This is a genomic window from Paraburkholderia eburnea (genome assembly GCF_002917095.1).
Classification (GTDB): Bacteria; Pseudomonadota; Gammaproteobacteria; order Burkholderiales; family Burkholderiaceae; genus Paraburkholderia; species Paraburkholderia eburnea.
On the sequence record NZ_PQGA01000017.1, the window covers coordinates 93172 to 119270 of the forward strand.

The window sequence follows — 26099 nt, forward strand, 5'->3', positions numbered from 1 at the left end:
GCCGTCACGCTCCTCGCGGGTTGGTTGAAGCACGTTAGCGATCAGGATTTCATCGGCGTGAGCGAGCCGTGGCCGCCGCCCGGCACCTGGATGCTCGTGCAGGTGCCGCCCTGAACGAATTTCCACGAGTTGCCCTGGAAGTCCATCGCCGATGTGCCCTGACAGCTCGTGCCGGGTCCCGCCGCGCAGTCGTTTTGCCCCTTGAGCGCGACGCCGTAGCACTTCTCCTTGTGCGCAGCCACGGCGGCGCTGGCTTCGGCCTGGGTAAGCGGCGCGGCGTGAACGGTGGAGGCGAGCAGGCTGGCGACGGCGCCGGCGAGCAGCGCGGCATTGACGTTGAGCTTTGCAGACATGAGTGTTCTCCGGTGGTCGAGGTAGAGGGTATCCGTCGCGGATACAACAGCTAATTCGCGCGGGGCGCGCCACCGGTTACAGCGAAGCAAAAACTTTTTTTGAAGCGGAGCAAAAAAACCGCGCATTCCCGATGCGCGGCCTTTCAACCCGGATAACAGCTTGCCGATCAGAACTTGTGGCGAATGCCCACCGTCGCAATCGCCTGCACCGTATCGTTCGACGAGTAGCCGTACGAACCGATCGACGCTTCCGCCGGCGCCGTGCCGCCCTTGCCGTTGCCTTGCGTGCCGCTCGCGTGCTGCCACGCGCCCATCAGATAGACATCCGTGCGCTTCGAAAGCGAATAATCCGCGCCCGCCGAAACCTGGTGATACGTCGCCGACGTATTGCCATCGGCCTTCGTATAGATATAGCCGAGGCCGAGCAGCAGCGCAGGCGTCGCCTGATAGCCGACATACGCGCCGCCTACGTTGTAGCGCTCCGTGCTGCCAAATGCCGATTGCGCGTCCGGACGATATTGCGCGTTGCTATAACGCAGGTTCATCTTCACCGGGCCGATGACGTACTGAGCGGCCACCGACGCAATGCCGATCGACTTCGCCGTGATGTAGCCGTTGTTCAGCGGCGTGTTGGGATCGAAGTTGCCGTCGAAGGTGCCGTCCGAGGTGCCGCTCCAGCCCGTGCGCTTGACGCTCGACGCGGCGTTGGCGGCGTAGAAGTAGCCCGCCGCCGCGCTGAACTGGCCGATCGAATACGTAGCCGCGCCCGACCACGTCTGACCCGAGCCGGTCTGGCCCGCGACGCCGCCCAGCGCGTAAAGGCCTTCGAACTGGAAGCCCGAAATCACCGGCGATACATACTTCACGGCGTTGCTGGTGCGTGAGCTGTTGTCGTTGTTGTCGACGTCGCCCGGCGTGGAAAACATGCTGCTGAAGTCGTTATCGGCTGTCAGCGGCTGGATCATGTCGACGAGCGGGTCGTATTGGCGGCCGAGTGTCACGGTGCCCCACTGATCGCCGGACAGGCCGACGAACGCCTGGCGGCCGAACATCCGGCTGCTCTGGTGAAAGCCGCCGGTATTCGGATTGAAGCCGTTTTCAAGCTGGAAGATCGCCTTCAGGCCGCCACCCAGATCTTCGGCGCCCTTGAGGCCCCAGCGGCTGCCCGAGAGGTTGCTGTCGGCCATGCCCCAACGATGGTCGCCTTGCGAGTCGGCGTGGCTCACGTACTGGATCGAGGTGTCGATGACGCCGTAGAGCGTGACGCTGTCCGCCGCGAAGGCAGCGGAGCTGGCGCCCAGCAGAGCGAGGGAAAGCGTGGAAAGTCGAAGCGTATTCATCTGTGGTGGTGTCGTGTGACGGTGGTTGAATGAAGAAAGGGGTCTTTTTCGTGATCTGCGGTGGTGTTCAGCTCGCCGCGCCCATTGCCGGATCGCTGATGCTGTCCTTGCCTGTTTCCACGCGTCCCGCGAAACGGCGCGTCACGCCGTTTTCCGCCGCCAGCGTGAAGTCGTACCAGCCATTCGAGCCCGTGAGCGACCAGTACGGCTCGACCTGCATGCCGGCCGGGACGCTGTAAGTCCAAGGGCCGTCGGCGCGATAGGCGTTACTCGTGACCGTGACGCTGGTGGTCGACGTGCCCGTGTTCATGATGGTCAGATAGACGGCGTTGTTGGTCTCGTCGTAACACACGCGCACTTCGGGCTTCGGACCCGTTGCGGACGCAACGATGTTGCCGGTGAATTCGCGATGGAAGCCGTTCGGACCGAGCACCCAGAGGCTGTACGCGCCGCCGTCCGTGGTGGCGGGTGTCCAGATATCCGAGAGTTCCTTGCCCGCTTCCACGGTGTAGCGGCGCGGCGCGCGGTCCAGATGCAACTGGTCGTAGACATGGAATACCGCGCCCGCGCTGCCGGTATTGCTGAACACGAGCCACACGGCACCGTTTTGCGTATCGACGTTCGCGCTCGTGTGCAGGTGATAGGGCAGCGCGCGCGAGGGGCGCAACGCCAGCGCCTGTTGCGGCATCGTCTGTGCGGCGACCGACGGCACGGGCACCGCGCCCAGCGCGCTCTGCTGGGCGCTTTGCGCGTCGGCGGCGGCCTTGGTCGGCGCGGCGATCGCGGCGGGCGTGGCGTCGTTCGGCGTCGCGAAGTTGAAGCACGAGGTGAGGTCGCCGAATACGGCGCGCCGCCACGGGCTGATGTTCGGCTCGTACACGCCGAAGCGCGCTTCGAGAAAGCGCAGCACCGAGGTATGGTCGAACACCTGCGAGTTGACGAAGCCGCCCGTGCTCCACGGCGACACCACGAACATCGGCACGCGCGGGCCTGGGCCATAGGGCAGGCCGTCGGGTTGGAGCGGCGAGGAGTCGCCGGGCGGGTTCGGCACTGTGAAGTACTCGTACTGCGTCGTGACCGTGGATTTGCCCGCATAGGTGCCGTCGCCGTTGGGCGAGGGTGCGTCGGGCGGCGGCATGTGATCGAAGAAGCAGTCGTTCTCGTCGTAATTGACGATGAGTACGGTCTTGCTCCACACGTCCGGGTTCGCGGTCAGCGCGTCGAGCAGCAATTGCAGGTAGTACGCGCCCTGGCCCGGCGTCGATGCGCCGGGGTGCTCGCAATAGGCCTGCGGCGACACGATCCAGCTCACCGGCGGCAGCTCTCCTGCGGCGATATCGTCGCGCAGCGCCTGCAAAAAGCCGCCATCGGGCATGGTGTTGCCGATGCCCTTGTAGAGCGGCGAGAGCGCCTCCATCGCGGCCGTATAGGGCGCATTTGGCGAACCGGGAACGGTCTCGTTGACCTTGCGGAAGCTCGCGAAGCCGGCGAGCGGGTTGTCCGTATAGTTGTCGGGCTGGTTCTCGTAGACCTTCCAGCTCACCCCCGCGCCTTGCAGGCGCTCGGCATAGGTGGTCCACGTGAGGCCCGTCGCCGATGCGCCCAGGCTGTCCCAGCCATTGTTGTTCACCACCGCGTAGTTCGAGCCGGTCGGGCCGTTCGTGCCGGTCCACAGGAAGATGCGGTTCGAGTTCGTGCCGCCATGCAGCGAGCAATGGTACGCATCGCAGATCGTGAACGCGTTGGCCAGCGCGAAGTGAAACGGCAGATCGGCGGATTGCAGATAGCCCATCGATACATCGCCTTTCGACTTGGGCCATTGCGTCATGCGGCCGTTATCCCAGGCGCTATGCGCGTCGCTCCACGAATGCGCGCCGCCCGCGAGCAGCGCGTTGCCCTTGGTGCTGTCCAGATGGAACGGCAGCACGGTGCGGCTGCCGTCGCTCTGTTGCCAGACGTTGGTGCCGCCTGGCTGCGGGATCGTGAAGCGGTCGGCGAAACCACGCACGCCGGGCAGCGTACCGAGGTAATGGTCGAACGAGCGGTTTTCCTGCATGAAGATCACGACATGCTGGACGTCGTTGATCGTGCCGGTCGTGTTGTTCGCGGGAATCGCGAGCGCACGCCGGATCGCAGGCGGAAACAGGCTGAGCGACGCGCCCGCCGCGGCGGCGCGCAGGAAATTTCGGCGATCCATTGAAGTCATGATGGGCGGTGTTTTTTGTGTGTTTGCGCGCGCACGCAGGCGCAGCCGGCGAGCCGGCGCGCGCGGGACGGTGTATTTCGGGGTGTGCCAGGCGACGCGAGCCGAGCGGTCTTTCCACGCGGCTCGCGCCGATCAGGGCGCGCAGTCCAGTTGCGTGTTGAGCAAGGGCTGCGAGGCGGCGGTGCCCGATGCCGCGCAACTACCCGAGGCGGGCGCGGCCACGATGGCTACGGGCGCGCTCGCGCCGCCCGCACCGGCGGCGGCCGTATTGGCCGTTGCGGCGCTGCTGCCCGATGCGCCGTTGCTGTTCGACCCGTCGCCGCAACCCGCGAGCGACGCGCCAAGCACCGCGGCAAGAAAGACCCCTGCGCCGAAGCGATATTGTTGATTCGTGAAGGCGTTGTTCATCGTCGAATATCTCAAGGCAAGATCAAGGCAAAAGCGTGGAGAGCGGTTTGCCCGAGCCGTAGACAGTCTGCAATTCGGCTTCCGTGACGGTGCGCTTCCAGAAGGCGAGGTCGCCGAACGACTGCACATCGGGCGGCGTCGCCGCGCACTTGCCGGCCGTGTAAGGCGGCGTGTCCTTGCAGGCGTTCATGTAGTACTGGCCCGTGCCGTCCTCGTTCAGCCCGAATACGCCGAGTCCCGGCAGCTTCGCCACGTTCGCCGTGACCGACGTGGTGTACTTCTGTTCGCCGAGCACCGGATCGAACACATAGCCCGTCATCGTCTTGCCCGTCGTGTCGATGGTGAGCGCGACATAGGCCCACTTGTTGGCCGTGACCGTCGCCGAGTTCATATCGTTGCGCGTACTACCATCGCCGATATTGAAGCGCACGTTGCAGCTCGTGCTCGATCCCGGGAACAGGCCGATGGCGATCCCTGCGTTGCCGCCCGAGTAATAGTTCTTGTTCGACAGGATCGGCGTGCCGTTGCCCGTGAGGTTCTGGCACGACGTCATGAACCAGAAGCCCAGCGTGAACTGCGCCTGCGTCGTCACGTCATTGGTCTGCTGCAGACGATAGCCGTCGAAACCGTTGCTATCGACGATGCTCGTGTCGATTTTCAGGCCCTTGCCGCCGAACGGATCGGCCGTGAGCGAGCCGCCGTCCGCATCCGTCGCCCAGGCGGCGAGCGTGCTGGCGCTCATCCTGTCGATGGCCGGCAGCGCGCCGAACGGATAGTAGGTGGACAGGCCGTTCGTGAGCGTGGTGGCAAGTGGGGGAGGCGGAGGCGGTGGTGGCGGCGGCGCGACATAGGCCACGCGGATCAGCGACGCAACTGGCGCGGCGCCTGCGGCCACCGCATAGTTGAACGTATAAGCGCCGGTGGTGCTCACGCCCAGATTGCTGTCCGTAAAGGTCGTCGTGCCCGCGGGCAGCGTGGCGATCTGCTGGCCGTCGCGCAGCACGGTGATCGCACCGGCGCTCGGCGCGGTCCACGTGAGCACCGTGCTGGCGTTGTCGCTGCCCGTTACGCCGCCCAGTTGCGAGACCGGCTGCTGGCCCGTCAATTCGCCGCCATCGAGCGCATACGTCGCCGCGCCCGGCAGCGCGCTTCGCCATGCAAGGAGGGTGGGCGTGATATCGGCAATGCTCGCACGCGTATACAGGTCCGCTAGCGAAGTGGGCGCGGCGCTGCTGCCCGTGCGAGCGTTGCCCTGCACATTCATGCCGATGAAGCTGGTCGATTCCGGCGCGAGCGGCAGGCCATCCGTGCCGCCCGCCGCGTTCAGGCCGTGGCTTGCGCTCACCATCACGAGCCAGTTTTCGCCGCTGCGTTGCGCCGTTTCGGCGATCAGCGTGCCCACGGCGCTGTCGAGTTGCGTGAGCGTGCTGGCGTAGTTGGACGAATTGAGGCCCCAGTTCAGCGCGGCGTCCTGCGCTGAATGATATTGCGCGACGACGAGCGAATAGCCGTTGTCGATCATGCTCAAGCCTTGCTTCGTCACGCAGCTGTCCACGGACGCGCAGTTGACGACGCTGTCGAGATAGCCCGCGTTCTGGTCGGCTGCGAGGATCGCGGCGAAACCCGGCGAATCGACGGCCGCGCCCAGCGTGCCCGCGCCCGCCGCTTTGAGCATCGAGAATACGGTGGGCGCGTGCAGCGCCTGACCCGAAGCATCGGAATTGATCTGGTGACGATCGGCCCACGTGCCGGTGACCAGCGTGGCCCAGCCTGGCGTGTCTAGGTTTGGCTGCTGGCTGAGCGTGCTGTTCACGCCGCCGCTATAGGCAGGCGCGAAGTTGAGCTTCGCAAGGTTCGGCAGCTTGCCGGCCGCGATCGCTGTGGTGAGCGCGTTGTACGTCACGCCATCCAGTTCGATCACCAGCATCTTGTTGACCAGCGCGGTGTTGCTGCCCGTGCCGCTCGCACTGATGTTGCCCGTCGCGTTGTTCGTGGCGCTCGAATTCACCGGTGTGCCCGACGATTGCGTCGCTTCGCCACCGCATCCCGCGAGTGCGCCAGCGAGCGCAAGCCCGCAAAGCGCCTGCACGGTTGCAGCGGCGACTGCGCTCCTGGCTGCCTGCCTTGTCATCGTTTGTCCCCTGCCGTTCATATCGCCGGACAGTCCGTCGAATGCAGGGGATCTTACGAAGCTGGTAAGACGTGCTTATTTCGTTTTACGCAAGATTACCTATAGGCGTATCGGCATTTTTGGGGTGAGGGCAAGCGTCTCATTGAGCGTCGCCATAAAAGCGAGCATGAGGCGCGTGTTTGCGCGGCTGCGCAAATGGTAGAGATATTCGTGGACCACCGGACCCTCGGGCGCGATTGGCACAGCGACCAGCGACGCGCCGCGCGGCACTTCACCCGATGGCATGAGCGCGCAGCCCAGCCCGTGACGGATCGCTTCGCAGATCGCTTCGCGACCGCCGATTTCGATCAGCGCCGCGGGTTCGATGGCGTGACGCGCGAGCGCGGCTTCGGTCGCATCGCGCGTGCGCGAGCCGGGTTCGCGCAGCAGCAGCGTTTCTGACCTGAGCACGCCCAGTTCGACCGCTCCTTTGCCCGCGAGCGGATGTTCGGGCGCGACGACCAGCACGAGCTGGTCGTGAGCGATGCGGTGGCATACGAGACTCGGGTCATCCACGGCATTCGATGACACCGCCACATCGACGCGAAATTCCATCAGTGAATCGAGCACGCCTTGCGAGTTGTCGATCTCGATGCCGAGTTGCACATGGGGATAGCGGCGGCGAAACGCGGCGATGGTGGGGAGAATGTAGTAAGGACCCGTCGCCCCCAGCCTGAAACTGCCTGCAAAAAGCTCGCGCTCGTTGCGCAGCGCGAAGTCGATGTCGTGCTCGGTCTGCATCATCCGGTCGATGAGCGGCATGAGCGTCGCGCCCGTCTGCGTGAGATCGAGCCGGCTGCCGCGCCGGAAAAACAGCTCGACGCCGTATCGCTTTTCGAGCTGCTGGATGCGTGAGGTGACGGTGGGCTGGCTTACGTCGAGGCGCCTGGCGGCAGCGGTGATGCTGCCTTGCCGGACGGTCTCGTAAAATGCGGCCAGTAACGAAGCGAGCATGTTCGTGCGTAAAATGGCCGTCACTTTACTGTGCTAATGCGACGATTTTGTTACAGCCTTGCGGCGGCGGCAAGGTTTGCGTTCCGCCTGAACCGGTTGACGGATCGGTCCTGATATCGGGGGAATCGTTAGGTTATCGAACTAGTCATCGCGGTAATCGACAATGAATCATTTTCCTCTTGCCGGTGCTAGCATGCGATGACACGCGGTTGGACCGCTTGCGCATGACAGAATGATCGTATGAATCTGGCCTGACAATTCAACATTGAAGGGAAGACAGACGATGCACCAAGTCAGTATCGACCATGCCTGGGAATACACCCTCACGCTGCTGGGCGGCGGCTCCGTTCTACATGATGGCGTGCATGACAAAGCGTGTCACGCCGCGAACGGTCTTTCCAGAACGGCACAATCCGACATCATGGACGCCGCTCCCGCGCGACGCGCCAATCTGTCTTTCGTGGAGGTTTGCAAGGACAAGCTGATTTCCGTGTCGTGGAGCGATTCCACGAGCGGGCATTATACGGAGCAGCTTTGGCGCCTGTGCATCGCGCGAAAACGCGGCCAGTGCGCGCTCACGGGCAGCAATATCCAGCGAGGCGACAAGATCTATCGTCCTTTCGTGCGCGGCACCACGCCCGTCAACGCGGACTGGGCCGTGCTCGCGTCGGCAATGGAAATAGAACCAGACGAATAAGACAGATCCTGTCAGTGGCGGCCTTGATCGCCTTCGCGGACCTTGCCATTGAAGACGCGATATTGCATGGCGTCGTAGATCAGGATGATCGGCAGGACGATGACGGTGCCGACGAGCGCGAAGAGCTGGTTCGAATGACTCGACGACGCTTCCCGGATCGTGAGCGTTGGCGGAATGATGTATGTCCTGATGAGCAGCAGCACGTTTTCGGCGCCCAGCACGTCGGCGTCTTCCTTGACACCGTCATAAAGTGAATGAAACGGCGCCCCGTTGGGGGCTGGGTTTTAGTTTAGGTAGTGAGGTCGGAGAAACAGGAAATAAACGAAAGACTCCTGATTTTCCGTATTTTTTTGATCGAATGGATATGTTATTTAAAAATAAATTGTTAATGCGCGTTATTTTCCTTCTCATGTTTTATAAAATATAATCGGTTGTCAAACATCAGCGGAATATCGCCAGCCTTTGAAGCTGGACTAGTTGACAGACTGATCGCCTGGCTTCAATGCCATAGGACCGAAGAACATGGCCTTGAACCTGTCACGACCGATAACACGGGCCAGTTCGGCAAGTACGCAATAGTTGAGGATGAGCGTCACCAGCAGGATCTGGATCGCAATGAAGTGTGGCCAGTTGAGTTCGGCGAGTAGTCTGTGATTGGCGGCGGCCAGTCCCGGGGTTTCCTTCCAGTAGTCATACAGGTGCTCAAGGTAGTGCACGAGCAATGCCACGAGGGAGTAGATCAGCGTCTTCCAGCCGGCATTCCAGATCAGCGGCTTCTCGGGAAACCGGTTGATGAAAGGCAACATGTTGGCGATCAGCACCGACTTGCCGAGCACGAGGGCCGCGATGGTCACGGAAATCGACGTCGGCAGGGATATGCCGGTTCCCCACGTCGTTAGCGTGCGAATGATCGCGACAATGTGGAGGATGACAAAGAAAAAAATCGTCGGGGGCAGCATCTCCAGGAATTCATGTTTGATCGTGGCGGTCAGCTTGCTCATATTTCCCTCCGGCGATAAATACTTCGTTTTTATTCAGATCATGCTGAATAACGCGAGATTCTCCTGAAACACAGATGGCTCCATCAATAAACAAGATAGCACGCTGGTCGCCTCGCCTATACGCACCCTGCCAGTCGGTGTGCTGCGATTCTGCGGCTTTCGGCATGCGGGATTATTTGTTAACTATCCGGATTTCATGGATTTCTGCCAGAATCCCATAGATCGGAGCATTGCGTCATAAAATCTAAGAAATCAATCATCAAAAGATTTTTCTGACAGATTGACTGGATCAAGGTAAAGCGGAAGCGGACGGCGATTCATGATGGACGAGGGGCAGCCTGTTTGTTTTACTGGCAATTTCAGCCGCAACATCATATATTCCCCGGAACCGTGAGATCGGGATGCCGTGGGAAAGGTAATCACAGCGAAAGCGTCAAGCTGGACGCACTGGGTTTGGTGGTTTCCCCACGCAATGCGCCGACACGGGCGTCAACTGATGGTACGACAGACTGTAGCACCACACTTGAGGATGAAGGATGGCCACAAAATCTGGTAACAACCTCGCACAGATGCGCGAACAACTCGCCGCACTTCAACAGCAGATCGAGGCAGCAGAAAACGAAGGACGGGTGAAGGCAATCGAACAAATTCACTCGATCATGGACGAATACAATCTCACGCCTGACGATCTCGTTCGAAAGCGCACGCGCGGCCCCAACAGGAAAGCGGCTCACCCCGTTGAGCCTAAATACCTGGATCCGAAAACCGGCGCGACCTGGAGCGGCCGCGGCCGCGAGCCCGTCTGGATCAAGGGCAAGAACCGCGAACGATTCCTGATCGAGAAATAAAAAAATGCCGCCTCGACAGGCGGCATTTTTCATCAAACTGCACGCGCAGAAGAGCACACGCAAAAGCGGCCCTTGTTGTTATGCGGCTTTTACTTCGTGTAATCGATCAGCGTTTTCAGGTCCGTCACGCTATAGGCCATCGAACCGCGATAACCCGCGCCCACGCGCAGCGGTTGAAGATCGGCGATCTCTTCGCCCTGCGCGGGCGGGAACGTCAGTTGGCCTGCGCCGCTCCACACGTCGGCGATCTTCGCGTTATCCATCACCGATAGCACCGGTTCGTTGACCGCCGCGGCGTCGTGCTGGCCTGCGGCGAGGCGCGGGAAGTAGCGCAGATTGACGACCGGACGGCCCGCGATGCCGAGTTTCGACACGTCTGCAACGGCCTTCTCGAGTTTCACTTCGGCACGCGCGAGACGCTGTCCAGCCGAGGACGCCGTCGCCGCGAAACGCGTGCCCGCCGCAACGGGCGCTGCCGCCGGGCTTTGCGCCGTGAACGTGCGCGTCTGATGGACCTGGCCGTAGCGCTTCGGGAAGCCCTGGATCAGGCCGCGCATCATGGCCGAATCGTTGTCCACGAAGATATACGGGCAGAAGGACACCGGCTTGCCGTCGTGCAGCGCGTCGACGAGAATGAAAAACTCGCGGTATTGATAGCGCGCCGGATCGAGCATTTCGTCGTTGTTCGACGTGAATTGCCAGTCGATGAAGAGCGCGCTCGCATGGCCCGGCGACGCCGGATCGAGCGTCAGGCCTTTGGGCAGGACCGCCTCGATGGCAGCGGGATCGGCCCAGAATTCGACGAGGACGAAGTCGCCCGCATAGTGCCAGGGCGGCGGCGGTGCGATGCTCGACAGGCCATGGGGAGAAAGCGGGACGGCATAAGGCGTATTCATGAGGATTCCAGATTGATGTAAAAGAAAGGTCGGCGCCGTGAGGCATCAGGTCAAATGACGGCCTCGATCAGCATCGGGCCATGACGTTTCATCGCGCCAGCGAATGCGGTGTCGAAGGCAGCCGCCGATTCGACACGCACCGCTTCGACTCCCATCCCTTGTGCGAGCGCGACCCAGTCGAGCGTCGGATTTTCCAGATCGAACATGGAGGCGGCGTGCGCTCCATCGGTGCGGGCGTTCACGCGTTTGAGTTCATTGGCGAGAATGCGGTAGCCGCGATTCGCGTAGATCACTGTCACGACGTCGATGTTTTCGCGCGCCTGGGTCCAGAGCGACTGGACCGTGTACATGGCGCTGCCGTCCCCCTGGAGATTGACGACCTTGCGCTCGGGGCAGGCGATGCCCGCTCCGACTGAGACGGGCATCATGCAGCCGATCGCGCCGCCCGTGAGGGTCAGCAGATCGTGCGGCGCGGCCGCTTCGGTCAAGCCGGAGTAGCCCATCGCCAGCGAGGCTTCTTCGGTGATGATGGCGTGCTCGGGAAGATGGCGCGCGACGCTGCGCATGATGGTTTCGCCGTTGAGCACACCGTCCGGCGCGGCGTCGAACGATGCGCGCGGATTCGTTGCCGCGATGACCTGGCCGGCGCCGAGCGCATCTGCGAGCGCAACGAGCGCCGCTGCCCCGTCTTCATGCGGATGCGCAAGCACGGCGATGCGGCAGCCTTGTGGCGTGAGCCAACTGGGCTTGTCCGGGTAGCCGAAGAAGCTGACGGGCGCCTGCGTGCCGACCAGCACGAGCAGTTCCGTGCCCGCGAGGAACTCGACCGCCTGTTCGGCGAAATAGGGCAGGCGCTCGACGCGCACACGGCCCGCGCCACGTTCGATGCGCGGCGCGAAGGTGTCGCAGAGCAGGCGTGCGCCGGTTTTGGCGGCGATGCGGCCGGCGGCGCGCAGGCCTTCGCCTTGCAGCGCGTTGCCGCGGAGCAGGAAGGCCGTGCGCGCGCCGCTTTGCGCAAGCGCGGCGATACGCTCGATCGTGGCGGCGTCCACGTGGGCCGGCGTCGGCACGGGCAGCGGCGCGGCGGCGCCGTCGGCGCTCGACCACGCGGTATCGGCGGGCAGGATCAGGGTAGCGATCTGCCCCGCGCCTGTGCGGGCGGCCTGCACCGCGCGCGCGGCGTCGGCGCCGACCGTCAGCGCACTCTTCGACGCATGAATCCAGTGCGAAACGGGGCGGGCGAAGCCGGGGATGTCGGAGGTGAGCGGCGCCTCGTACAGCGAGTGGCTGGACGCATGGTCGCCGACGATATTGACGACCGGGCTCGACGCGCGGCGCGCGTTGTGCAGATTCGCCAGGCCATTGGCCAGACCCGGGCCCAGATGCAGCAACGTGCAGGCGGGCTTGCCCGCCATCCGGCCGTAGCCATCGGCCGCGCCTGTCACGACGCCCTCGAACAGGCCGAGCACCGGCCGCATGCCCGGCACTTCGTCCAGCGCCGCCACGAAATGCATCTCGGACGTGCCAGGATTGCCGAAGCAGACTTCCACTCCACTTGCCACCAGCGAACGCAACAGACTTTCAGCGCCGTTCATTTTGGACCACCTTATGTCGAAACCCATTTATCAGGCTTGGCGCCCGGGGTTTTTGGGGCGTCAGGACGTCGCGAAATCGACGTATGAGGTGATCCTAACTACGTCGGTACTATGCAAAAATACAGTCTGATCTGAAAAATTGTTACGTCATGCGCAAGAATCTCGAATATGGATTGCTCCACGCGATGAATGCTTTCGTGCGGGTGGTGGACGCGGGCAGCTTCACCGGCGCCGCGGAACACATGGCCCTGACGACGGCGCAGATCTCGCGGCTTGTGTCCGAGCTGGAAAACCGTCTGCAAACCAAGCTGTTGCAGCGCACGACGCGCCGTCTCGCGCTCACCAGCGCCGGCGAGCGTTATGCCAACCAGTGCCGCACCATTCTCGATCTGGTCTCGGAAGCGGAAAGCGAGGCGAGCGGCGCGACCATCCAGCCATCCGGGCGGTTGCGCGTGCTGTGCATGGCGAGTTTCGGCGATCGCTATGTAGTTCCCCTCGTTACGCGCTACTGCGCGCTGTATCCGGCGGTGACAGTCGAGTACGGAGTCTCGCAATACGTACCGGACCTGCTCGCAGAAGGCGTGGACGTGAGCGTGTATTTGACGCGGCGTCTGCCGGATTCGAGCCTCGTCGCTCAACGTCTGGGTGCCGTGCATGGGTTGTTGTGCGCGTCGCCCGCGTATCTCGCGCAGCATGGCGCGCCGAAGAGCGTGGCCGATCTGGCCGGCCATGCCTGCCTGCGTCTCATCAATCCCTCGACCACGCCGCATTGGGAATTGACCGATGGGCGCACGACGCACGCGTTCGAGCCTGCGGGGCCGCTGATCGGCGATCGTCCGGAAGCTGTTTTGCAGGCGGCGTGCGGCGGTCTGGGCATTGCCCTGCTGCCGGGTTTTGCCGCGCTGGACGCGCTGGAGCGCGGCGAGCTTGTGCATGTGCTGCCGCAGTGGCGTTCGCCGGAGGTGGATGTCTATGTGCTGATGCCGTCGAGAAAGTTTCTTGAGGCCAAGACCCGCGCATGGATCGAGTTGTTGAAGGCGGAATTGCCGCCCGTGCTCGAACGCGACGCCGCATGGATTGAAGCCAACGCCAGGCACATCGAAGACGTAAAGCCGCTCAAGTCGAAGCGTCGCGCGAACCGGTCGGGAACCTCATCCACACGTCGGCCAAAACTGTAATTGTCCAGTTAAGCCGGTGCGATAGGATAGGTATCCCGAAACGGGGTGCGGTCACGGCGGCTTTTTCAAATTGCTTTCGATTTGCGGCGGCTTACCGTTCGCCCCGTACGGACCTTTCCTCTCGCTGCCAGAACCGGGCCTGTTCATGCCTGGCGCCGTCGCTTTGTTGGGAACCCTGATCGTCTCCTGTCTGATCAGTGTGGCCGTGCTGGGCTCGCTGGCCCGCACCGCCTTGTCTGGCGTGATCCGCTGGTGTCTGGGCTATGCGCTGCTGGCTGCGGCCTCGTGCTGGATCCTGATCGCTGGTGCGCAGGGCCGCGCCATCACCATCGTTGACGTCTCGTTCGCCACGCTGGGCGCGGTGTTGTTGCTCGTGCAGGGCACGCGCTGTTTTTTCGGTATGCCTCCCGTGCGGCGCGACGAATGCCTGGCGCTGTTCGTTCATCGCCCAATATCGGCGCGCGCGCTACGCTTGCCGGCTGATCGCCGTGTCGGCGTGGCTAGGCGCATTGGTCTACTTCGCGCGTATCGTCGCGATTGTCTCAGGCAGGATGCCGACGCTCTCGTTCATACAGCCGTCGCCGTGGAATGTCGTGCTGCTCGGTCTTGCGATCGTCACTTTGCTTTGCATGTCGACGGGCATGGTCATGCTCGCGCACGAGCGCATTCTCCGGCGCATGGAAAAGCTCGCGACCATCGATGAACTGACCGGCGCGCTGACGCGTCGCGCTTTCATGGAAAGAGCCAACGCTTTGCTCGGTGTCGTGCGTGCGCGGGGCGACCCGTTGTCGATCGCGATTCTCGACATCGACAAGTTCAAGGCCGTCAACGACAGCTCCGGCCATGCGGTCGGCGATCGGCTGCTTGCCCAGGTATCGTCGGCGGTGTCCGGGCGCTTGAGGGCGTGCGAACTGTTCGGGCGGCTGGGCGGCGAGGAGTTCGCGGTGCTGTTCGCACATGCGGACAAGGACGATACGCTAAGGATGACGAACGAATTGCGTATTGCGGTGGAGAGATCGTCGACGGACGGGGTGAGCTGTACGCTCAGCGCGGGCGTCGATGGAATCGGCGCGCACGATACGCTGGAGAGCGCCATCGTGCGCGCCGACGACGCCCTTTATGTTGCGAAGGCGTCGGGACGCAATCGCGTCACCATGGCGGCCCGGACGAACGTGGCAGGCGCCGTATGCGTCGCCGAGCCACGTCGCCCCGAGTCTGCCTGAGGCTCAGGCTCGCTCCTTAGACCAGTTCGCGCAGCGCCGCGGGTTCGAAACCGTGCAGGCCTTCGGCGTCGCCCTCGCGCACCTTGGCGACCCAGCGCGGATCGGACAGCAGCGCGCGGCCCACCGCGATCAGATCGAACTCGTTGCGCTCCATGCGCTCAAGCAGACGGTCCAGACCCACGCTGGTCGAACTCTCGCCGCCGAACGCCGCCATGAAGTCGCCCGACAGACCGACCGAGCCCACGCTGATGGTCGCCGCACCGGTGAGTTTCTTGGCCCAACCGGCGAAGTTAAGACCCGACTCGCCGTCGATTTCCGGGAATTCCGGCTCCCAGAAGCGGCGTTGCGAGCAGTGCAGCACGTTGGCGCCGGCCGCGACGAGCGGTTCGAGCCACTGGGCCATTTCCTGCGGCGTGAGCGCCAGGCGAGCCTTGTAGTCCTGCTGCTTCCACTGGCTCAGGCGGATCACGATCGGGAAATCCGGGCCGACCGCCGCACGCACGGCCGCGACGATTTCCGCCGCGAAACGCGCGCGCTCGCCGATGCTCGGACCGCCATAGCGATCATCGCGCTGGTTGCTGCCGGACCAGAAGAACTGGTCGATCAGATAGCCGTGCGCGCCGTGCAGCTCGATCGTGTCGAAGCCGAGTCGTTTCGCGTCGGCGGCGGCCTGGGCGAACGCTGCGATCGTATCGGCGATATCGGCGTCGGCCATCGCGACGCCGCGCTGAACGCCCGGAGCGTCGATGCCCGACGGGCTTTCGACCGGCGCATCGGGCGTCCAGTCGCTCATGAAGCTCTTGACCGCGCCCGTGTGCCAGAGTTGCGGGCCCATCTTGCCGCCCGCCGCATGCACTTCGTCGATCACGTGTTGCCAGCCCGCGAGCGCCTTGTCGCCGTGGAAGAACGGAATGCCGGGATCGTTGCGCGAGGCGGGGCGGTTCACGACGGTGCCTTCGGAGAGGATCAGACCCACGCCGCCTTCCGCGCGACGCCGGTAGTAGGCGGCGTTGTGCGAACCGGGGATGCCCTCAGGAGCGAACGAGCGGGTCATCGGCGCCATGACGATGCGGTTCGGCAAGGTCAGCGAGCCGATGGTGAAGGGCTGAAACAGGATATCGGACGAAAACGACGGCATGGAAAAGAGGCTCCGTGTCGATTGAGTTGGGTTGTGTCGGTGGGAATTCCGTGGAATTCAGCGGCACCCCGAATGGTATATTCTGGATACCAGACGTCAATAACGCACTTTGTTTCGCCCAGGTATCTTTGAGGAAACCATGTCCGACTGCCGAGAGCATTTTTCTGTGAATTGTCCGAGCCGGCTGCTGTTCGACCAGATCGCCGACAAGTGGTCGATGATGATCCTGACCGTGCTCGATGGCGGACCGCTGCGTTTTAACGCGATCAAACGCCATCTGGAAGGCGTCACGCAAAAAGCGCTCACGCAATGTCTGCGGCGGCTGGAGCGCAACGGCCTGGTTTCTCGACGGGTCATTCCCGTGTCGCCAGTCGCGGTCGAGTATGAAATCACGCCGCTCGGGCGCTCGCTACAGGCGCCGTTCAAGGCTCTTTACGGGTGGACGCTGCGCAATATGGACGCCGTGGAAGCGGCGCGCGCGGCGTTCGATGCGCGGATGGAAAGCGCCGGCTAAAGCTGCGGCACGCCGCATCAGGTAAAACAGGGTTGACAACGCTCGCTCTTATAATTAACGTTCGTTTACTGAACGATCGTTCTATAAAGGAGGCAGCATGGAGTCAGACAACTCGCGCCCGAAGGTCGCGCTCGTGATTGGCGCGGGCGACGCCACGGGAGGCGCGATTGCCGCCCGGTTTGCCCGCGAAGGCTATATCGCCTGCGTGGTCCGGCGCTCGGCAGAGAAGTTGGAGCCGCTGGTCAATCGCATCCGCGAGGAGGGAGGCCAAGCCTATGGCTACGGGAGCGACGCGCGCAAGGAAGAGGATGTCGTCGCGCTGATCGAGCGCGTGGAGGCCGAACATGGCCCGATCGAGGCCATGGTGTTCAACATCGGCGCCAATGTGCCGTGCAGCATCCTGGAAGAGACGGCGCGCAAGTACTTCAAGATCTGGGAAATGGCCTGCCTGAGCGCGTTTCTCAACGGTCGTGAAGTGGCCAAACGCATGGTGGAGCGCGGACGCGGCACGATTCTGTTCACTGGCGCTACGGCGAGCCTGAGAGGTTCGGCGAATTTCGCGGCGTTTTCCGGTGCGAAACATGCGCTTCGCGCACTCGCGCAAAGTATGGCCAGAGAATTAGGACCACGTAATATTCATGTCGCGCACGTGATTGTCGATGGCGCAATCGATACGGAATTTATCCGCACGACGTTTCCGGAGCGCTACGCGTTGAAGGAACAGGACGGCATCCTCAATCCGGAACATATCGCTGAAAACTACTGGTATCTGCACCAGCAGCCGCGCGACGCCTGGACCTTCGAACTGGATCTGCGCCCCTATATGGAGCGCTGGTAATTCCGCTGTTATTTGAGCTTGTCGAGGTCGAGCGCCTCTGCGAGGAAGCGCCGGCTCGAAGCAAGAATGTCGCGGCGTGTGCGTTCGCTCTCAACCGTGCGGGCCAGCAGAAGGGCGCCGACACACTGGGCGATGACTGCCCAGGCGGTTTCCGGATCGTCGATTTGCGAGCCCCAGCTCTTCTGAATGCGCTTGAGCGATTTCTCGACTTCGGCGCGCGCCTCGGGCGTGGCGCGCGCGATTTCCGCGCCGAGTGCCGGCAGGGCGCAACCCGATTCAGGATGCAGCGCGTGAGAGGTGCTCAGGTAACTGCGCAGCCGCTTCGCGAGATCGCCATCCGGTGCATTGTCGTCGCTCGCGAGCAAGTCGGCGCTATTGGACGCTTCCTCGCTTACCAGCGCATCGAAAAGCGCCTGTTTGGAGGGGAAGTGGGTGTAAAACGCGGCGCCGGTCAGGCCAATCGACGCCATCAACGCATCGATACCCGTGGACGCGAAGCCGTCCTGCTTCGCGATCGCGCGGCTGCTCTCAATGAGCTTGCGTCGCGTTTCTTCCTTGTGAGAGCTTGAATAGCGCATGGCGGTTTCCGGATTGACCCACCAGGCAGAATAGCATAACCGTCGTTCAGTTAAAGAGTGTTCATCTATAGCCTTGAATTGCCGAAGGCCGCTGGCGTTTGGCGATGGCGAGGCACGACATGGGGAGACAGGCGAATGAAAAACGTCGAGTTTTATTTTGATTTCGGCAGTCCCGCGAGTTATCTCGCGTGGACCCAGCTACCCGCCATCGCGGCGCAGCATGACGCGCGGCTCGTCTATCGGCCGGTCCTGCTGGGAGGCATCCACAAAGCGACCAACAATGCTTCTCCGGCCACCATTGCGTCCAAGGGCGCGTGGATGCAGGTGGATCTGGCGCGTTTCGCCCGGCGCTATGGCGTTCAGTTTCGGTATAACCCGCATTTTCCGATCAATACCTTGATGCTCATGCGCGCCGCGACGGGCCTGCAGATGCAGGACGAGGCGCTGTTCCTGCAATACGTCGATGTCGTGTATCGCGCGATGTGGGAGCAGCCGCGCAACATGGCCGATCCGACGACCATCGCAGAAGTGCTCGCCGCGGGAGGCCTCGACGTGTCGTTGCTGTTGCAGTTGACGGAAAGCCCTGCCGTGAAGGCAAAGCTGAAAGAGGACACTGAGGCGGCGGTGGCGCGCGGCCTCTTTGGCGCGCCGACGATGTTCGTCGGCAACGAGATGTTCTTTGGGCAGGATCGACTCGATTTCGTCAAGGAAGCGCTGAGCTAGCAGGCAATCCGGCGCAGCCACGCGCCATATCCTACCCACCCAGGGGGGCGTCCCCTGAACCGTCTCCGATTAACCTCATAAACGGCCAAGCTGCGCCTGCGATCGAGCGCAAGCGCCAACGTAAAAAGCAAGACGCACAATGAGGAGATGAGGATGGGTGTGCTAAGTGGTATTCGCGTGCTGGAATTCGAAGCGATCGGGCCCGCGCCGTTCGCTGCCATGCTGCTGGCCGATATGGGGGCGGACGTCCTTCGCATCGACCGGCCGCAGGCGCCCGACGACCTCGGGCCCAGGCGTTCCGGCAAGATCGTCAACGTTCCGGGGCGTGGCCGGCGCTCGGTCACCCTGGATCTCAAGGAGTCCAGCGCGATCGAGGCGGCGCTCGAACTGATGTCGACGGCCGATGTCGTGATCGAAGGCTTTCGGCCCGGCACATTGGAGCGCCTGGGATTGGGCCCGGATCTGGCCCTGGCACGCAATCCCAGGCTCGTTTATGGCCGTATGACCGGCTGGGGGCAGAGTGGCCCGCTCGCCGCACGCGCGGGCCACGACCTCAACTACGTAGCCTTGTCGGGCGTGTTGTCGGGAATCGGGCGGGCAGGCGAGGCGCCCGTGCCGCCGCTCAACCTGGTTGGCGACTACGGCGGGGGCGGCATGTTGCTCGCGCTGGGTGTGGTCGCGGCCCTGTTCAACGTGCAGCGCGGCGGGTGCGGGCAGGTGGTGGATGCGGCGATGGTCGAGGGCGCTGCGCAACTGGGCTCGGTGATCTGGGGGCTGCTCGCATCCGGACACTGGAACGAACAGCGCGAAAGCAATCTGCTCGACGGTGGCACGCCATGGTATGACAGCTACCGCACTAAAGACGGCCACTACATGTCGGTGGGAGCCGTCGAGTCCAGATTCTATGGACAACTGATCGAAAAGCTCGGGCTGGCTGACGCGGATCTGCCGAAACAGCATGATCGAAATGGTTGGCCCATTCTGCGCGAGCGGTTCACCGCTGCGTTTCTTGGCCGCACGCGCGATGAGTGGTGTGCGATCTTCGATGGTTCCGATGCGTGCGTTGCACCCGTGTTGACGTTCTCGGAAGCCCCTTCGCATCCACATAATCGCGCGCGGGCGAGCTTTGTGGAAATCGCCGGCGTTATGCAACCGGCTCCGGCGCCGCGCTTTTCGGCGACACCTTCGGTTGCCGGCGCGCCCGCGCCGGAGCGCGGCGAGCACGGTCATGCGGCGCTGTGCGACTGGGGTTTCGACACCGCATCGATTGCGCGGCTGCGAGCGCTCGGACTCGGCTACCGCGATTGAAGAAACCGCAGCGAGGCGGAGAAAAAACCGCCTCGCTGTTGGTCGCTAAAACACAGCCGCTGTTACTGAAGATTGCCCGCTACCGCAATGGTCTGCCCGGTGATGTAGTTCGACTCCGGCGAGCAGAACAGATACACGCCGCCTGCCGCTTCCTCAGGCGTGCCGCCACGGCCCAGCGGATTGCGCTGCGCGTGCGTCTTCAGCATCTCGGGGTTCAGGCCCACGCGGATCTCGCGATTCTCGATGCGCACCGTGGCGCCGGCTTTTGCGTCGGCGGCGGTCATGCGCGTATGAATGAGACCGAAAGCCACGGCGTTGACGTTGACGTTGAAGCGGCCCCACTCGCGGGCGAGCGCGCGAGTCATGCCGATCACACCGGCCTTCGCGGACGAGTAGTTCATCTGCCCGGCATTGCCGTTGAGCGCCGAGGTCGAGGAGATGTTGACGATCTTGCGATAGACCTCGCGACCGTCGGCGACATCGGCGGCGTGCAACGCCTTGATGTGGGGGTACGCGGCGCGCAGGATGCGAAACGGCGCAGTCATGTGGCAGTCAAGGATCGCGTACCACTGTTCGTCGGTCATCTTCTGGATCACGTCGTCCCAGGTGTAACCGGCGTTGTTCACGAGGATGTCGATGCCTTTGAACGTGTTCATCGCCGTGCCGACAAAGCGCTCGGCAAAATCGGGCGAGGTGACGTTGCCCACGCAGGCCACGGCCTCGGCGCCCATTTTCTTGAGCACTTCCACCGTCTCGTGTGCCGGATCGGCGTCGAGATCGTTCACGACGATGCGTGCTCCCTCGCTCGCGAGCTTTTCGACGATCGCGCGGCCGATGCCACGCCCGGAACCGGTGACGAGCGCCACCTTGCCATCGAGCTTACCCATATTGCTGTCTCCTTCTTCAGATTGAATGCGATGCTGTTCAAACGGCGATCACGGCGTCACCTACGACGCGCGATTCGCCATACTGATTGGCGGTCTGGATGACGAGGCGCAGGCGTCGTTCACCATCGGCCTCGAATTTTTCCACCACGCGTCCCGTGCAGGTGATGCGATGTCCAAGATGCGTGATGCCGACAAAACGCACGCCGAACTGGCGTAACTGGCGCTGATCGACCCACTGGGTAAGCAGGCGGCCGAGCCAGGCCATGGAGAGCATGCCGTGTGCGAACACATCGGGCATGCCTGCTCGCCGTGCAAAGTCGATGTCGATATGCACCGCGTTGTGGTCGCCAGAGGCGCCAGCAAAGAGGGCGAGCATCTTGCGGTCAACGGGAGGTAGCGCGAGCGGCGGCAGCGTCTGGCCGACCTCGATCGCGTCGTAGTCGAGCTTGTCCATATGCGGGTCTCCGTCAGGCGTTGCGTTGCACGATCACGCTGCGCAGATCGGCTACGTGTTCGCCGCGCTGGTTCGTGACACGCGTTTCGCGCACGACGAACTCCAGCGCGCCACCTTTCTTGTCGTAGATGTCGGCGATGCGCGATTCGAACTGCAGCACATCGCCGGCATAGGCGAGCCGGTGGTACGTGAAAGTCTGTTCGCCGTGCAGAATGCGCGGCAGCTCGATGCCGATCTGTTCGCGCCACGACGTGTCCGGCTGCTCGAATTCGAGCGAGAACAGGAACGTGGGCGGCAGAGGCAGCGCAGGATGACCGGCGTCGTGCGCGGCCGATTCGTCGAAGTAGACCGGATTCGTTTCGCCGATCGTCTTCGCGAAGAAGCGCAGGCGGCCGGCTTCAGCCACCGTGCGGAACGCCGGCAGCGTTTTGCCGATGAATTGCTTGTCGATCATGGCATTGACTCCCGAGGACCGTTCAAGCCGCTTTGTAGACGGTCACGACGCACGCGCCGCCGAGGCCCACGTTGTGGGCGAGCGCAACCTTTGCCCCATCCACCTGGCGTTCGTCGGCCGCGCCGCGCAGTTGTTGCGTGAGCTCGTAGCACTGCGCAAGACCCGTCGCGCCGAGCGGATGGCCCTTCGAAAGCAGACCGCCCGAAGGATTGACCACCCATTCGCCGCCAAACGTGTTGTCGCCGTCGTTGACGAGTTTCTCGCCGCCGCCTTCGGCGCACAGGCCAAGCGCCTCGTACGTGATGAGTTCGTTCTGCGCGAAGCAATCGTGCAACTCGATCACGTCGATGTCTTCGGGGCCGACGCCTGCCTGCTCATAAGCGATCTGCGAAGCCGAGCGCGTCATGTCGAAACCCACCACACGGATCATGTCGCGTGCATCATAGGTGCTCGGCAGATCGGTCGTCAGGGCCTGGCCCGCGATGACGACATCAGTGCGCAAGCCGCGCTTTTTCGCGAATTCTTCCGAGACGATCAGCGCCGCTGCCGCACCGCAGGTCGGCGGGCAGGCCATCAGTCGCGTTAGCACGCCTTCCCACAGCATCGGCGCGGCCATCACGTCTTCGGTTGTCACGACGTTGCGAAATACGGCCAGCGGATTGCGCGCGGCGTGACGGCTCGCCTTGGCGCGGATCTTCGCGAACGTTTCGAGTTGGGTGCCGTACTTCTGCATGTGCGCCATGCCGGCCCCCGCGAACTGGCGGATTGCGTTGGAGAGTCCTTCCTGGCGGCCCACCAGCGCATCGACGACCTCATTCGCGCGCTCCAGCGCGCTTGCACGATCGCTCCACACCGACTTCAGCGCGCCCGGACCCATGAATTCGAAACCGACTGCGAGAGCGCAATCCACGGCCCCGCTTTGCACCGCCTGGCGCGCGAGAAAGAGCGCCGAGGAACCCGTCGCGCAGTTGTTGTTGACGTTGATAACCGGAATGCCGGTCATGCCAACGTGATAGAGCGCCTTCTGACCCGAGGTCGAATCGCCATAGACGTAGCCCGCGTAAGCCTGCTGTACGTCGCGATAGTCGAGGCCCGCGTCGGCCAGCGCCTGCCGAACCGCGTTGGCGCCCATCACGTCGTACGTGTCGCTCGTGCCCGGCTTCCTGAACGGAATCATGCCGACGCCAGCGATAAATGCGCTTCGAGTCATATCAGTACTCCTGATCGTAATGAGATTTTTTTAAAGTTTTCGCGAGATGAGGTCACGCATCACTTCGCTCGTGCCGCCGTAGATTCGCGTCACGCGGGCATCGGCGAACGCGCGCGCCACCGGGTATTCGAGCATGTAGCCGTAGCCGCCGTGCAACTGAACCATGTCGTCGAGTGCCTTGCCCAGGGATTCGGTCGCGAACAGCTTGACGACAGCGGCTTCTTCGAGCGTGAGGCGTCGCCGCACGTGTTCGCCGAGATAATGATCGACCATCAGACGCACGGCGAGCGTCTGCGCCTTGATGTCCGCGAGTTTGAACTTCGTGTTCTGGAAGTCCCAGACGGTCTGGTTGAATGCCTTGCGGTCCTTCACGTAATTCAGCGTGTGTTCAAGGCACGCTTCGAGCTTGGCGGCCGCGCCGACCGCGATCGAGAGGCGCTCCTGCGGCAGCTCCGCCATCAGGTAGGCAAAGCCCTTGCCCTCCTCGCCGAGACGGTTCGAGACCGGCACGCGCACGTTGTCGAAAAAGAGTTCGGCGGTGTCCTGCGCATGCTGGCCGACCTTGTCCAGCTTGCGGCCACGGCGAAAGCCTTCGCGGTCCGCCTCGACCATGATCAGGCTCACGCCCTTCGAGCCCGCTGACGGGTCCGTTTTGCAGATCATGATGATGAGATCGGCGTTCAGGCCATTGCTGATGAAGGTCTTGCTGCCGTTGATGACGTACTCGTCGCCATCGCGGATGGCGGTGGTGCGCACGGCCTTGAGATCGCTGCCGGTGCCAGGCTCGGTCATGCCGATGGCGAGGATGAACTCGCCCGAACACACCTTCGGCAACCAGCGCTGTTTCTGCTCTTCGTTGCCGAGCCGCGCGATATACGGAGCGATGATGTCCGAGTGCACCGAGAAACCCGGGCCGCTTATGCCGGCGCGATTGATTTCCTCGTTGAGTACGGCGGCATGGCCGAAGTCACCGCCGCCGCCGCCATACTCGGTTGGCAGCGTGAGGCACAGCAGGCCTTCGCGGCCGGCCTTGAGCCAGGTTTCGCGGTCCACCTTGCCGGCCTTGTCCCATTCGGCCTGGCGGGGTACGCACTCCTTTTCGAGGAAGCGGCGCGCGGAGGTGCGCAGCATCTCATGGTCGTCGCGGAAGACGTTGCGGTTGATCTGCATCTGGGTTTTCCTGAACTGGGTCGGTTGGGTTCGTGAAAGCGCTGAAATTCGCGCCGTACTTCAGGCGCTACTTCGCGAGCGCGACGTGCGCGGCGGGTTCAGCAAGGTAGAGGGCGTCGATCAGATGGGCGCGGCGCGCACGGGTGACGGCCTGATTGACATAGCCCTTGTCGGCGATTTCATTGGCATCCATCGAAGGCGGTTCGGCCATCAGCAGGAGCCGCTGGACGACGAGCGTGGCGCCCAGGTCGCCGGTGTTTTTCAGGCGCTTGCTCAAGGCTTCGACCACGACCGGATGCGTGACGAGAGCGGCCGGGTCGAGACCTTCCAGCTCGGGCGCAAGGCGCTGGCAGGCCGCGATGTTAGGCCACGCGAGCGCGCCGAGATACGCCTGATCGTGCCCGCAGATCACGGCATCGGCGAGCAGCGGCGCACAGCTATCGAGCAGCGCGAGGCGCACGGCGCCCGTGCGGACCCAGGTGCCGTTTGCCAGCTTGAAGTCTTCGACGACGCGGCCCGCGAACAGCATCCCCTTCGAAGGATCGTCGGGGTCGGCGAGGCGCACGGCGTCGCCCAGACGAAAAAAACCTTCATCGTCGAAGGCGGCCGCGCTTAGTTCGGAGTTCTTGATATAGCCGCCGAAGACGTTGGCGCCGCGCATGCGGATCTCGTAGCGGCCGTCACCGCCTTCCAGCGGCAGCAGCTTGACCTCGGAGCCGGGGACCGGCGTGCCGATGTTGCCGGGCGTCTCGGAGGGCCAGCCGCAATAGGTACCCATCCCGCTCGTTTCGGTGCAGGCGAGTCCGGTCAGGAACGCGATGCGCTCACCGGCGACTTTTTCGGCGACGCGCTGGATACGTTCGCGCACCTCGACGGGCAAACTTGCTCCGCCGTAGCCGAAGAAGTGGACCTTGGAGAACAGGTTGGCGGCGAGTTCGTCGTCGCGTTCGAGTTCGTTGGCGAGCACGGTCCAGGCGGACGGTACGCTCGTGAAGATCGTGGGCGCGACCTCGCGCAGGTTGCGCACGGTGCGCTCGATGAGACCGGGCAGAGGCCGCCCGTCGTCGATGTAGTGGGTCGCGCCGAACTGGATCGAGCGGCCAAGGTTGAGCACGCCGCCGAGACCATGATGCCACGGCAGCCAGTCGAGGAACACCGGTTCGGTATCGCGCAGGAAGGCGAGGTTGTCCGCGAAATACGAGGCGACCGCCTTGAAATTGCGGTAGCTGAGGGGAACGCCCTTGGGCATGCCGGTCGAGCCGGAGGTGAACAGGATGCGCGCAATGGCGTCGGGCGTGATGGCTGCGCGCGCGGCGGCAATGGCACTGCGGCGCGCGGCATTGAGTTCGGTGCCCACAAGCTTGGCCCAGGCGATCTGTCCCGTGCTTACGGCGTGGACGGCGATCACCGGGGCTCGCGTGTCTTTGAGCGCGGCGAGTGCGCGTTCAAACCGCATCGAATCCTGTACGAAGATCGCGGCCGGCGGCACCATCTCAACCACGTTCTTCAGGCGGGCGAAGTCCTGGCTGAGCATCGCATAGGCAGGCGAAACCGGGGCCGTGGGAATACCGACGTATTCGGCGGCGAGCAGCACGATAGCCTGCTCGATCGAGTTTCCCGAAAGCAGCATCAGCGGCTGCGTCTGGCCGAGACCCATGTCGAGCAGTGCAGCGGCGACCGCTTGCACCTGCTGCCACAGTTCGGCCCAGCTCAGCTTGCGCCAGGCGCCGTTGCTGTCGCGCTCGCAGAAAGCGGCGGCGTCGCCGCGCACGCCGGCCCAGTCCTCCAGGAAGTCGGCGAAGCTGCCTTGCGTGATTGCAGGCGGCGGGGCGGCAGGGCGAAGGATCAGGCTGCCGTCGCTGCGCCGCTCGACCAGCGTGCGCCGCAAGGGCATATGGACGGGCCGGACGGGAACCGTCTGCCGGGTGGGGGCCATCGGCGTCATCGGGTGGCGTC

At 63.3% G+C, this 26099-nt stretch carries 27 protein-coding genes and 1 pseudogene; 9 read left to right on the forward strand and 19 right to left on the reverse strand.

The features are described from left to right. Positions 1–41: 41 nt before the first annotated feature. The 6 genes from B0G62_RS24145 to B0G62_RS24170 all read right to left on the reverse strand — a co-directional run bounded on the left by B0G62_RS24145 (position 42) and on the right by B0G62_RS24170 (position 7431). Positions 42–353, reverse strand: coding sequence for a BufA1 family periplasmic bufferin-type metallophore (locus B0G62_RS24145; protein WP_103706727.1), 312 nt, complete (start codon positions 351–353; stop codon positions 42–44). Between the two features lie 167 nt (positions 354–520). After that, positions 521–1693, reverse strand: a complete 1173-nt coding sequence (locus B0G62_RS24150) for a porin (protein ID WP_103706728.1) — start codon at positions 1691–1693, stop codon at positions 521–523. Between the two features lie 67 nt (positions 1694–1760). Further along, positions 1761–3899 carry a phosphocholine-specific phospholipase C gene (locus tag B0G62_RS24155; RefSeq protein WP_103706729.1) on the reverse strand — a complete coding sequence of 713 codons (2139 nt, stop codon included), beginning with the start codon at positions 3897–3899 and terminating at the stop codon, positions 1761–1763. Between the two features lie 132 nt (positions 3900–4031). Further along, positions 4032–4307, reverse strand: a complete 276-nt coding sequence (locus tag B0G62_RS24160; protein ID WP_103706730.1) for a hypothetical protein — start codon at positions 4305–4307, stop codon at positions 4032–4034. A 22-nt stretch (positions 4308–4329) separates the two neighbouring features. Then, on the reverse strand, positions 4330–6438 hold the full coding sequence (locus B0G62_RS24165; RefSeq protein ID WP_103706731.1) for a LamG-like jellyroll fold domain-containing protein: 2109 nt from the start codon (positions 6436–6438) through the stop codon (positions 4330–4332). A gap of 99 nt (positions 6439–6537) precedes the next feature. Further along, positions 6538–7431: a LysR substrate-binding domain-containing protein gene (locus B0G62_RS24170; RefSeq protein WP_103706732.1), complete on the reverse strand. Its 894-nt coding sequence runs from the start codon at positions 7429–7431 to the stop codon at positions 6538–6540. Between the two features lie 283 nt (positions 7432–7714). On the opposite strand from B0G62_RS24170, the gene B0G62_RS24175 reads away from it, so the two are divergent. Continuing rightward, positions 7715–8128: a DUF3331 domain-containing protein gene (locus tag B0G62_RS24175; RefSeq protein ID WP_103706733.1), complete on the forward strand. Its 414-nt coding sequence runs from the start codon at positions 7715–7717 to the stop codon at positions 8126–8128. Between the two features lie 11 nt (positions 8129–8139). Here B0G62_RS24175 and B0G62_RS24180 read toward each other — a convergent pair. The 3 genes and pseudogenes from B0G62_RS24180 to B0G62_RS31785 all read right to left on the reverse strand — a co-directional run. Continuing rightward, positions 8140–8310: pseudogene (locus tag B0G62_RS24180) on the reverse strand (cytochrome d ubiquinol oxidase subunit II); the annotation flags it as partial. Positions 8311–8601: 291 nt separating this feature from the next. Further along, positions 8602–9129 (reverse strand): hypothetical protein, encoded by a 528-nt coding sequence (locus B0G62_RS24185; RefSeq protein ID WP_103706734.1) that lies wholly within the window; start codon positions 9127–9129, stop codon positions 8602–8604. Then, the gene (locus B0G62_RS31785) at positions 9098–9295 is read right to left on the reverse strand and encodes a hypothetical protein (RefSeq protein ID WP_167401328.1); all 198 of its coding nucleotides are present in this window, start codon (positions 9293–9295) and stop codon (positions 9098–9100) included. The genes B0G62_RS24185 and B0G62_RS31785 overlap by 32 nt, the downstream gene beginning before the upstream one ends. Before the next feature lie 370 nt (positions 9296–9665). On the opposite strand from B0G62_RS31785, the gene B0G62_RS24190 reads away from it, so the two are divergent. Beyond that, a complete protein-coding gene (locus B0G62_RS24190; RefSeq protein WP_167401329.1) occupies positions 9666–9977 on the forward strand; it encodes an H-NS histone family protein in 312 nt (103 codons plus the stop codon). An 89-nt stretch (positions 9978–10066) separates the two neighbouring features. On the opposite strand, the gene B0G62_RS24195 is transcribed toward B0G62_RS24190, so the two are convergent. Continuing rightward, a complete protein-coding gene (locus tag B0G62_RS24195) occupies positions 10067–10873 on the reverse strand; it encodes an acetoacetate decarboxylase family protein (RefSeq protein ID WP_103706736.1) in 807 nt (268 codons plus the stop codon). A gap of 50 nt (positions 10874–10923) precedes the next feature. Further along, positions 10924–12468 (reverse strand): acetolactate synthase large subunit, encoded by a 1545-nt coding sequence (locus B0G62_RS24200; RefSeq protein ID WP_103706737.1) that lies wholly within the window; start codon positions 12466–12468, stop codon positions 10924–10926. 149 nt (positions 12469–12617) lie between these two features. Between B0G62_RS24200 and B0G62_RS24205 the strand changes: the two genes are divergently transcribed. The 3 genes from B0G62_RS24205 (at position 12618) to B0G62_RS32310 (ending at position 14869) form a co-directional block, all read left to right on the forward strand. Then, positions 12618–13646, forward strand: coding sequence for a LysR family transcriptional regulator (locus B0G62_RS24205; protein ID WP_103706738.1), 1029 nt, complete (start codon positions 12618–12620; stop codon positions 13644–13646). 145 nt (positions 13647–13791) lie between these two features. Next, complete coding sequence (locus B0G62_RS32305; RefSeq protein ID WP_244193355.1) at positions 13792–14349, forward strand: hypothetical protein; 558 nt, start codon at positions 13792–13794, stop codon at positions 14347–14349. Beyond that, positions 14324–14869 (forward strand): GGDEF domain-containing protein, encoded by a 546-nt coding sequence (locus B0G62_RS32310; protein WP_244193356.1) that lies wholly within the window; start codon positions 14324–14326, stop codon positions 14867–14869. Before B0G62_RS32305 ends, B0G62_RS32310 begins: the two co-directional genes overlap by 26 nt. A 16-nt stretch (positions 14870–14885) precedes the next feature. Here the strand turns inward: B0G62_RS32310 and B0G62_RS24215 are convergent, their stop codons facing one another. Then, a complete protein-coding gene (locus tag B0G62_RS24215; protein WP_103706739.1) occupies positions 14886–16007 on the reverse strand; it encodes an NADH:flavin oxidoreductase in 1122 nt (373 codons plus the stop codon). Between the two features lie 139 nt (positions 16008–16146). Between B0G62_RS24215 and B0G62_RS24220 the strand changes: the two genes are divergently transcribed. Together B0G62_RS24220 and B0G62_RS24225 are read left to right on the forward strand one after the other, a co-directional pair. Further along, a complete protein-coding gene (locus B0G62_RS24220; RefSeq protein ID WP_103706740.1) occupies positions 16147–16521 on the forward strand; it encodes a winged helix-turn-helix transcriptional regulator in 375 nt (124 codons plus the stop codon). 97 nt (positions 16522–16618) lie between these two features. Then, complete coding sequence (locus tag B0G62_RS24225) at positions 16619–17359, forward strand: SDR family oxidoreductase (RefSeq protein ID WP_103706741.1); 741 nt, start codon at positions 16619–16621, stop codon at positions 17357–17359. Positions 17360–17367: 8 nt separating this feature from the next. On the opposite strand, the gene B0G62_RS24230 is transcribed toward B0G62_RS24225, so the two are convergent. Then, complete coding sequence (locus B0G62_RS24230) at positions 17368–17937, reverse strand: TetR/AcrR family transcriptional regulator (RefSeq protein ID WP_103706742.1); 570 nt, start codon at positions 17935–17937, stop codon at positions 17368–17370. 135 nt (positions 17938–18072) lie between these two features. On the opposite strand from B0G62_RS24230, the gene B0G62_RS24235 reads away from it, so the two are divergent. Beyond that, positions 18073–18660, forward strand: coding sequence for a 2-hydroxychromene-2-carboxylate isomerase (locus B0G62_RS24235; protein ID WP_103706743.1), 588 nt, complete (start codon positions 18073–18075; stop codon positions 18658–18660). A gap of 153 nt (positions 18661–18813) precedes the next feature. Then, entirely contained in the window at positions 18814–19968 is a 1155-nt protein-coding gene (locus B0G62_RS24240) for a CaiB/BaiF CoA transferase family protein (RefSeq protein WP_103706744.1), read from the forward strand. Positions 19969–20030: 62 nt separating this feature from the next. Here the strand turns inward: B0G62_RS24240 and B0G62_RS24245 are convergent, their stop codons facing one another. The 6 genes from B0G62_RS24245 to B0G62_RS24270 form a co-directional block, all read right to left on the reverse strand. Next, positions 20031–20855: an SDR family NAD(P)-dependent oxidoreductase gene (locus B0G62_RS24245; protein WP_103706745.1), complete on the reverse strand. Its 825-nt coding sequence runs from the start codon at positions 20853–20855 to the stop codon at positions 20031–20033. 37 nt (positions 20856–20892) lie between these two features. Continuing rightward, entirely contained in the window at positions 20893–21309 is a 417-nt protein-coding gene (locus tag B0G62_RS24250; RefSeq protein ID WP_103706746.1) for a MaoC family dehydratase, read from the reverse strand. A 13-nt stretch (positions 21310–21322) separates the two neighbouring features. Beyond that, entirely contained in the window at positions 21323–21763 is a 441-nt protein-coding gene (locus tag B0G62_RS24255; protein ID WP_103706747.1) for a MaoC family dehydratase N-terminal domain-containing protein, read from the reverse strand. A gap of 22 nt (positions 21764–21785) precedes the next feature. Continuing rightward, the gene (locus tag B0G62_RS24260) at positions 21786–22973 is read right to left on the reverse strand and encodes a lipid-transfer protein (RefSeq protein ID WP_103706748.1); all 1188 of its coding nucleotides are present in this window, start codon (positions 22971–22973) and stop codon (positions 21786–21788) included. Between the two features lie 30 nt (positions 22974–23003). Next, complete coding sequence (locus B0G62_RS24265) at positions 23004–24143, reverse strand: acyl-CoA dehydrogenase family protein (RefSeq protein WP_103706749.1); 1140 nt, start codon at positions 24141–24143, stop codon at positions 23004–23006. A gap of 67 nt (positions 24144–24210) precedes the next feature. Continuing rightward, positions 24211–26088 carry a feruloyl-CoA synthase gene (locus B0G62_RS24270; protein WP_103706750.1) on the reverse strand — a complete coding sequence of 626 codons (1878 nt, stop codon included), beginning with the start codon at positions 26086–26088 and terminating at the stop codon, positions 24211–24213. Positions 26089–26099: the final 11 nt, after the last annotated feature.

Excerpts from the sequence above, each read along its gene's own strand:
- B0G62_RS24175 (WP_103706733.1), top strand. The coding sequence starts at position 7,715 with ATGCACCAAGTCAGTATCGACCATGCCTGGGAATACACCCTCACGCTG.
- B0G62_RS24185 (WP_103706734.1), bottom strand. The coding sequence starts at position 9,129 with ATGAGCAAGCTGACCGCCACGATCAAACATGAATTCCTGGAGATGCTG.
- B0G62_RS31785 (WP_167401328.1), bottom strand. The coding sequence starts at position 9,295 with ATGCCGAAAGCCGCAGAATCGCAGCACACCGACTGGCAGGGTGCGTAT.
- B0G62_RS32305 (WP_244193355.1), top strand. The coding sequence starts at position 13,792 with ATGCCTGGCGCCGTCGCTTTGTTGGGAACCCTGATCGTCTCCTGTCTG.
- B0G62_RS24155 (WP_103706729.1), bottom strand. The coding sequence starts at position 3,899 with ATGACTTCAATGGATCGCCGAAATTTCCTGCGCGCCGCCGCGGCGGGC.
- B0G62_RS24265 (WP_103706749.1), bottom strand. The coding sequence starts at position 24,143 with ATGCAGATCAACCGCAACGTCTTCCGCGACGACCATGAGATGCTGCGC.
- B0G62_RS32310 (WP_244193356.1), top strand. The coding sequence starts at position 14,324 with ATGGAAAAGCTCGCGACCATCGATGAACTGACCGGCGCGCTGACGCGT.
- B0G62_RS24260 (WP_103706748.1), bottom strand. The coding sequence starts at position 22,973 with ATGACTCGAAGCGCATTTATCGCTGGCGTCGGCATGATTCCGTTCAGG.
- B0G62_RS24250 (WP_103706746.1), bottom strand. The coding sequence starts at position 21,309 with ATGGACAAGCTCGACTACGACGCGATCGAGGTCGGCCAGACGCTGCCG.
- B0G62_RS24200 (WP_103706737.1), bottom strand. The coding sequence starts at position 12,468 with ATGAACGGCGCTGAAAGTCTGTTGCGTTCGCTGGTGGCAAGTGGAGTG.
- B0G62_RS24235 (WP_103706743.1), top strand. The coding sequence starts at position 18,073 with ATGAAAAACGTCGAGTTTTATTTTGATTTCGGCAGTCCCGCGAGTTAT.
- B0G62_RS24165 (WP_103706731.1), bottom strand. The coding sequence starts at position 6,438 with ATGACAAGGCAGGCAGCCAGGAGCGCAGTCGCCGCTGCAACCGTGCAG.
- B0G62_RS24205 (WP_103706738.1), top strand. The coding sequence starts at position 12,618 with ATGCGCAAGAATCTCGAATATGGATTGCTCCACGCGATGAATGCTTTC.
- B0G62_RS24270 (WP_103706750.1), bottom strand. The coding sequence starts at position 26,088 with ATGACGCCGATGGCCCCCACCCGGCAGACGGTTCCCGTCCGGCCCGTC.
- B0G62_RS24195 (WP_103706736.1), bottom strand. The coding sequence starts at position 10,873 with ATGAATACGCCTTATGCCGTCCCGCTTTCTCCCCATGGCCTGTCGAGC.
- B0G62_RS24160 (WP_103706730.1), bottom strand. The coding sequence starts at position 4,307 with ATGAACAACGCCTTCACGAATCAACAATATCGCTTCGGCGCAGGGGTC.
- B0G62_RS24190 (WP_167401329.1), top strand. The coding sequence starts at position 9,666 with ATGGCCACAAAATCTGGTAACAACCTCGCACAGATGCGCGAACAACTC.
- B0G62_RS24145 (WP_103706727.1), bottom strand. The coding sequence starts at position 353 with ATGTCTGCAAAGCTCAACGTCAATGCCGCGCTGCTCGCCGGCGCCGTC.
- B0G62_RS24215 (WP_103706739.1), bottom strand. The coding sequence starts at position 16,007 with ATGCCGTCGTTTTCGTCCGATATCCTGTTTCAGCCCTTCACCATCGGC.
- B0G62_RS24225 (WP_103706741.1), top strand. The coding sequence starts at position 16,619 with ATGGAGTCAGACAACTCGCGCCCGAAGGTCGCGCTCGTGATTGGCGCG.
- B0G62_RS24230 (WP_103706742.1), bottom strand. The coding sequence starts at position 17,937 with ATGCGCTATTCAAGCTCTCACAAGGAAGAAACGCGACGCAAGCTCATT.
- B0G62_RS24170 (WP_103706732.1), bottom strand. The coding sequence starts at position 7,431 with ATGCTCGCTTCGTTACTGGCCGCATTTTACGAGACCGTCCGGCAAGGC.
- B0G62_RS24150 (WP_103706728.1), bottom strand. The coding sequence starts at position 1,693 with ATGAATACGCTTCGACTTTCCACGCTTTCCCTCGCTCTGCTGGGCGCC.
- B0G62_RS24245 (WP_103706745.1), bottom strand. The coding sequence starts at position 20,855 with ATGGGTAAGCTCGATGGCAAGGTGGCGCTCGTCACCGGTTCCGGGCGT.
- B0G62_RS24240 (WP_103706744.1), top strand. The coding sequence starts at position 18,814 with ATGGGTGTGCTAAGTGGTATTCGCGTGCTGGAATTCGAAGCGATCGGG.
- B0G62_RS24255 (WP_103706747.1), bottom strand. The coding sequence starts at position 21,763 with ATGATCGACAAGCAATTCATCGGCAAAACGCTGCCGGCGTTCCGCACG.
- B0G62_RS24220 (WP_103706740.1), top strand. The coding sequence starts at position 16,147 with ATGTCCGACTGCCGAGAGCATTTTTCTGTGAATTGTCCGAGCCGGCTG.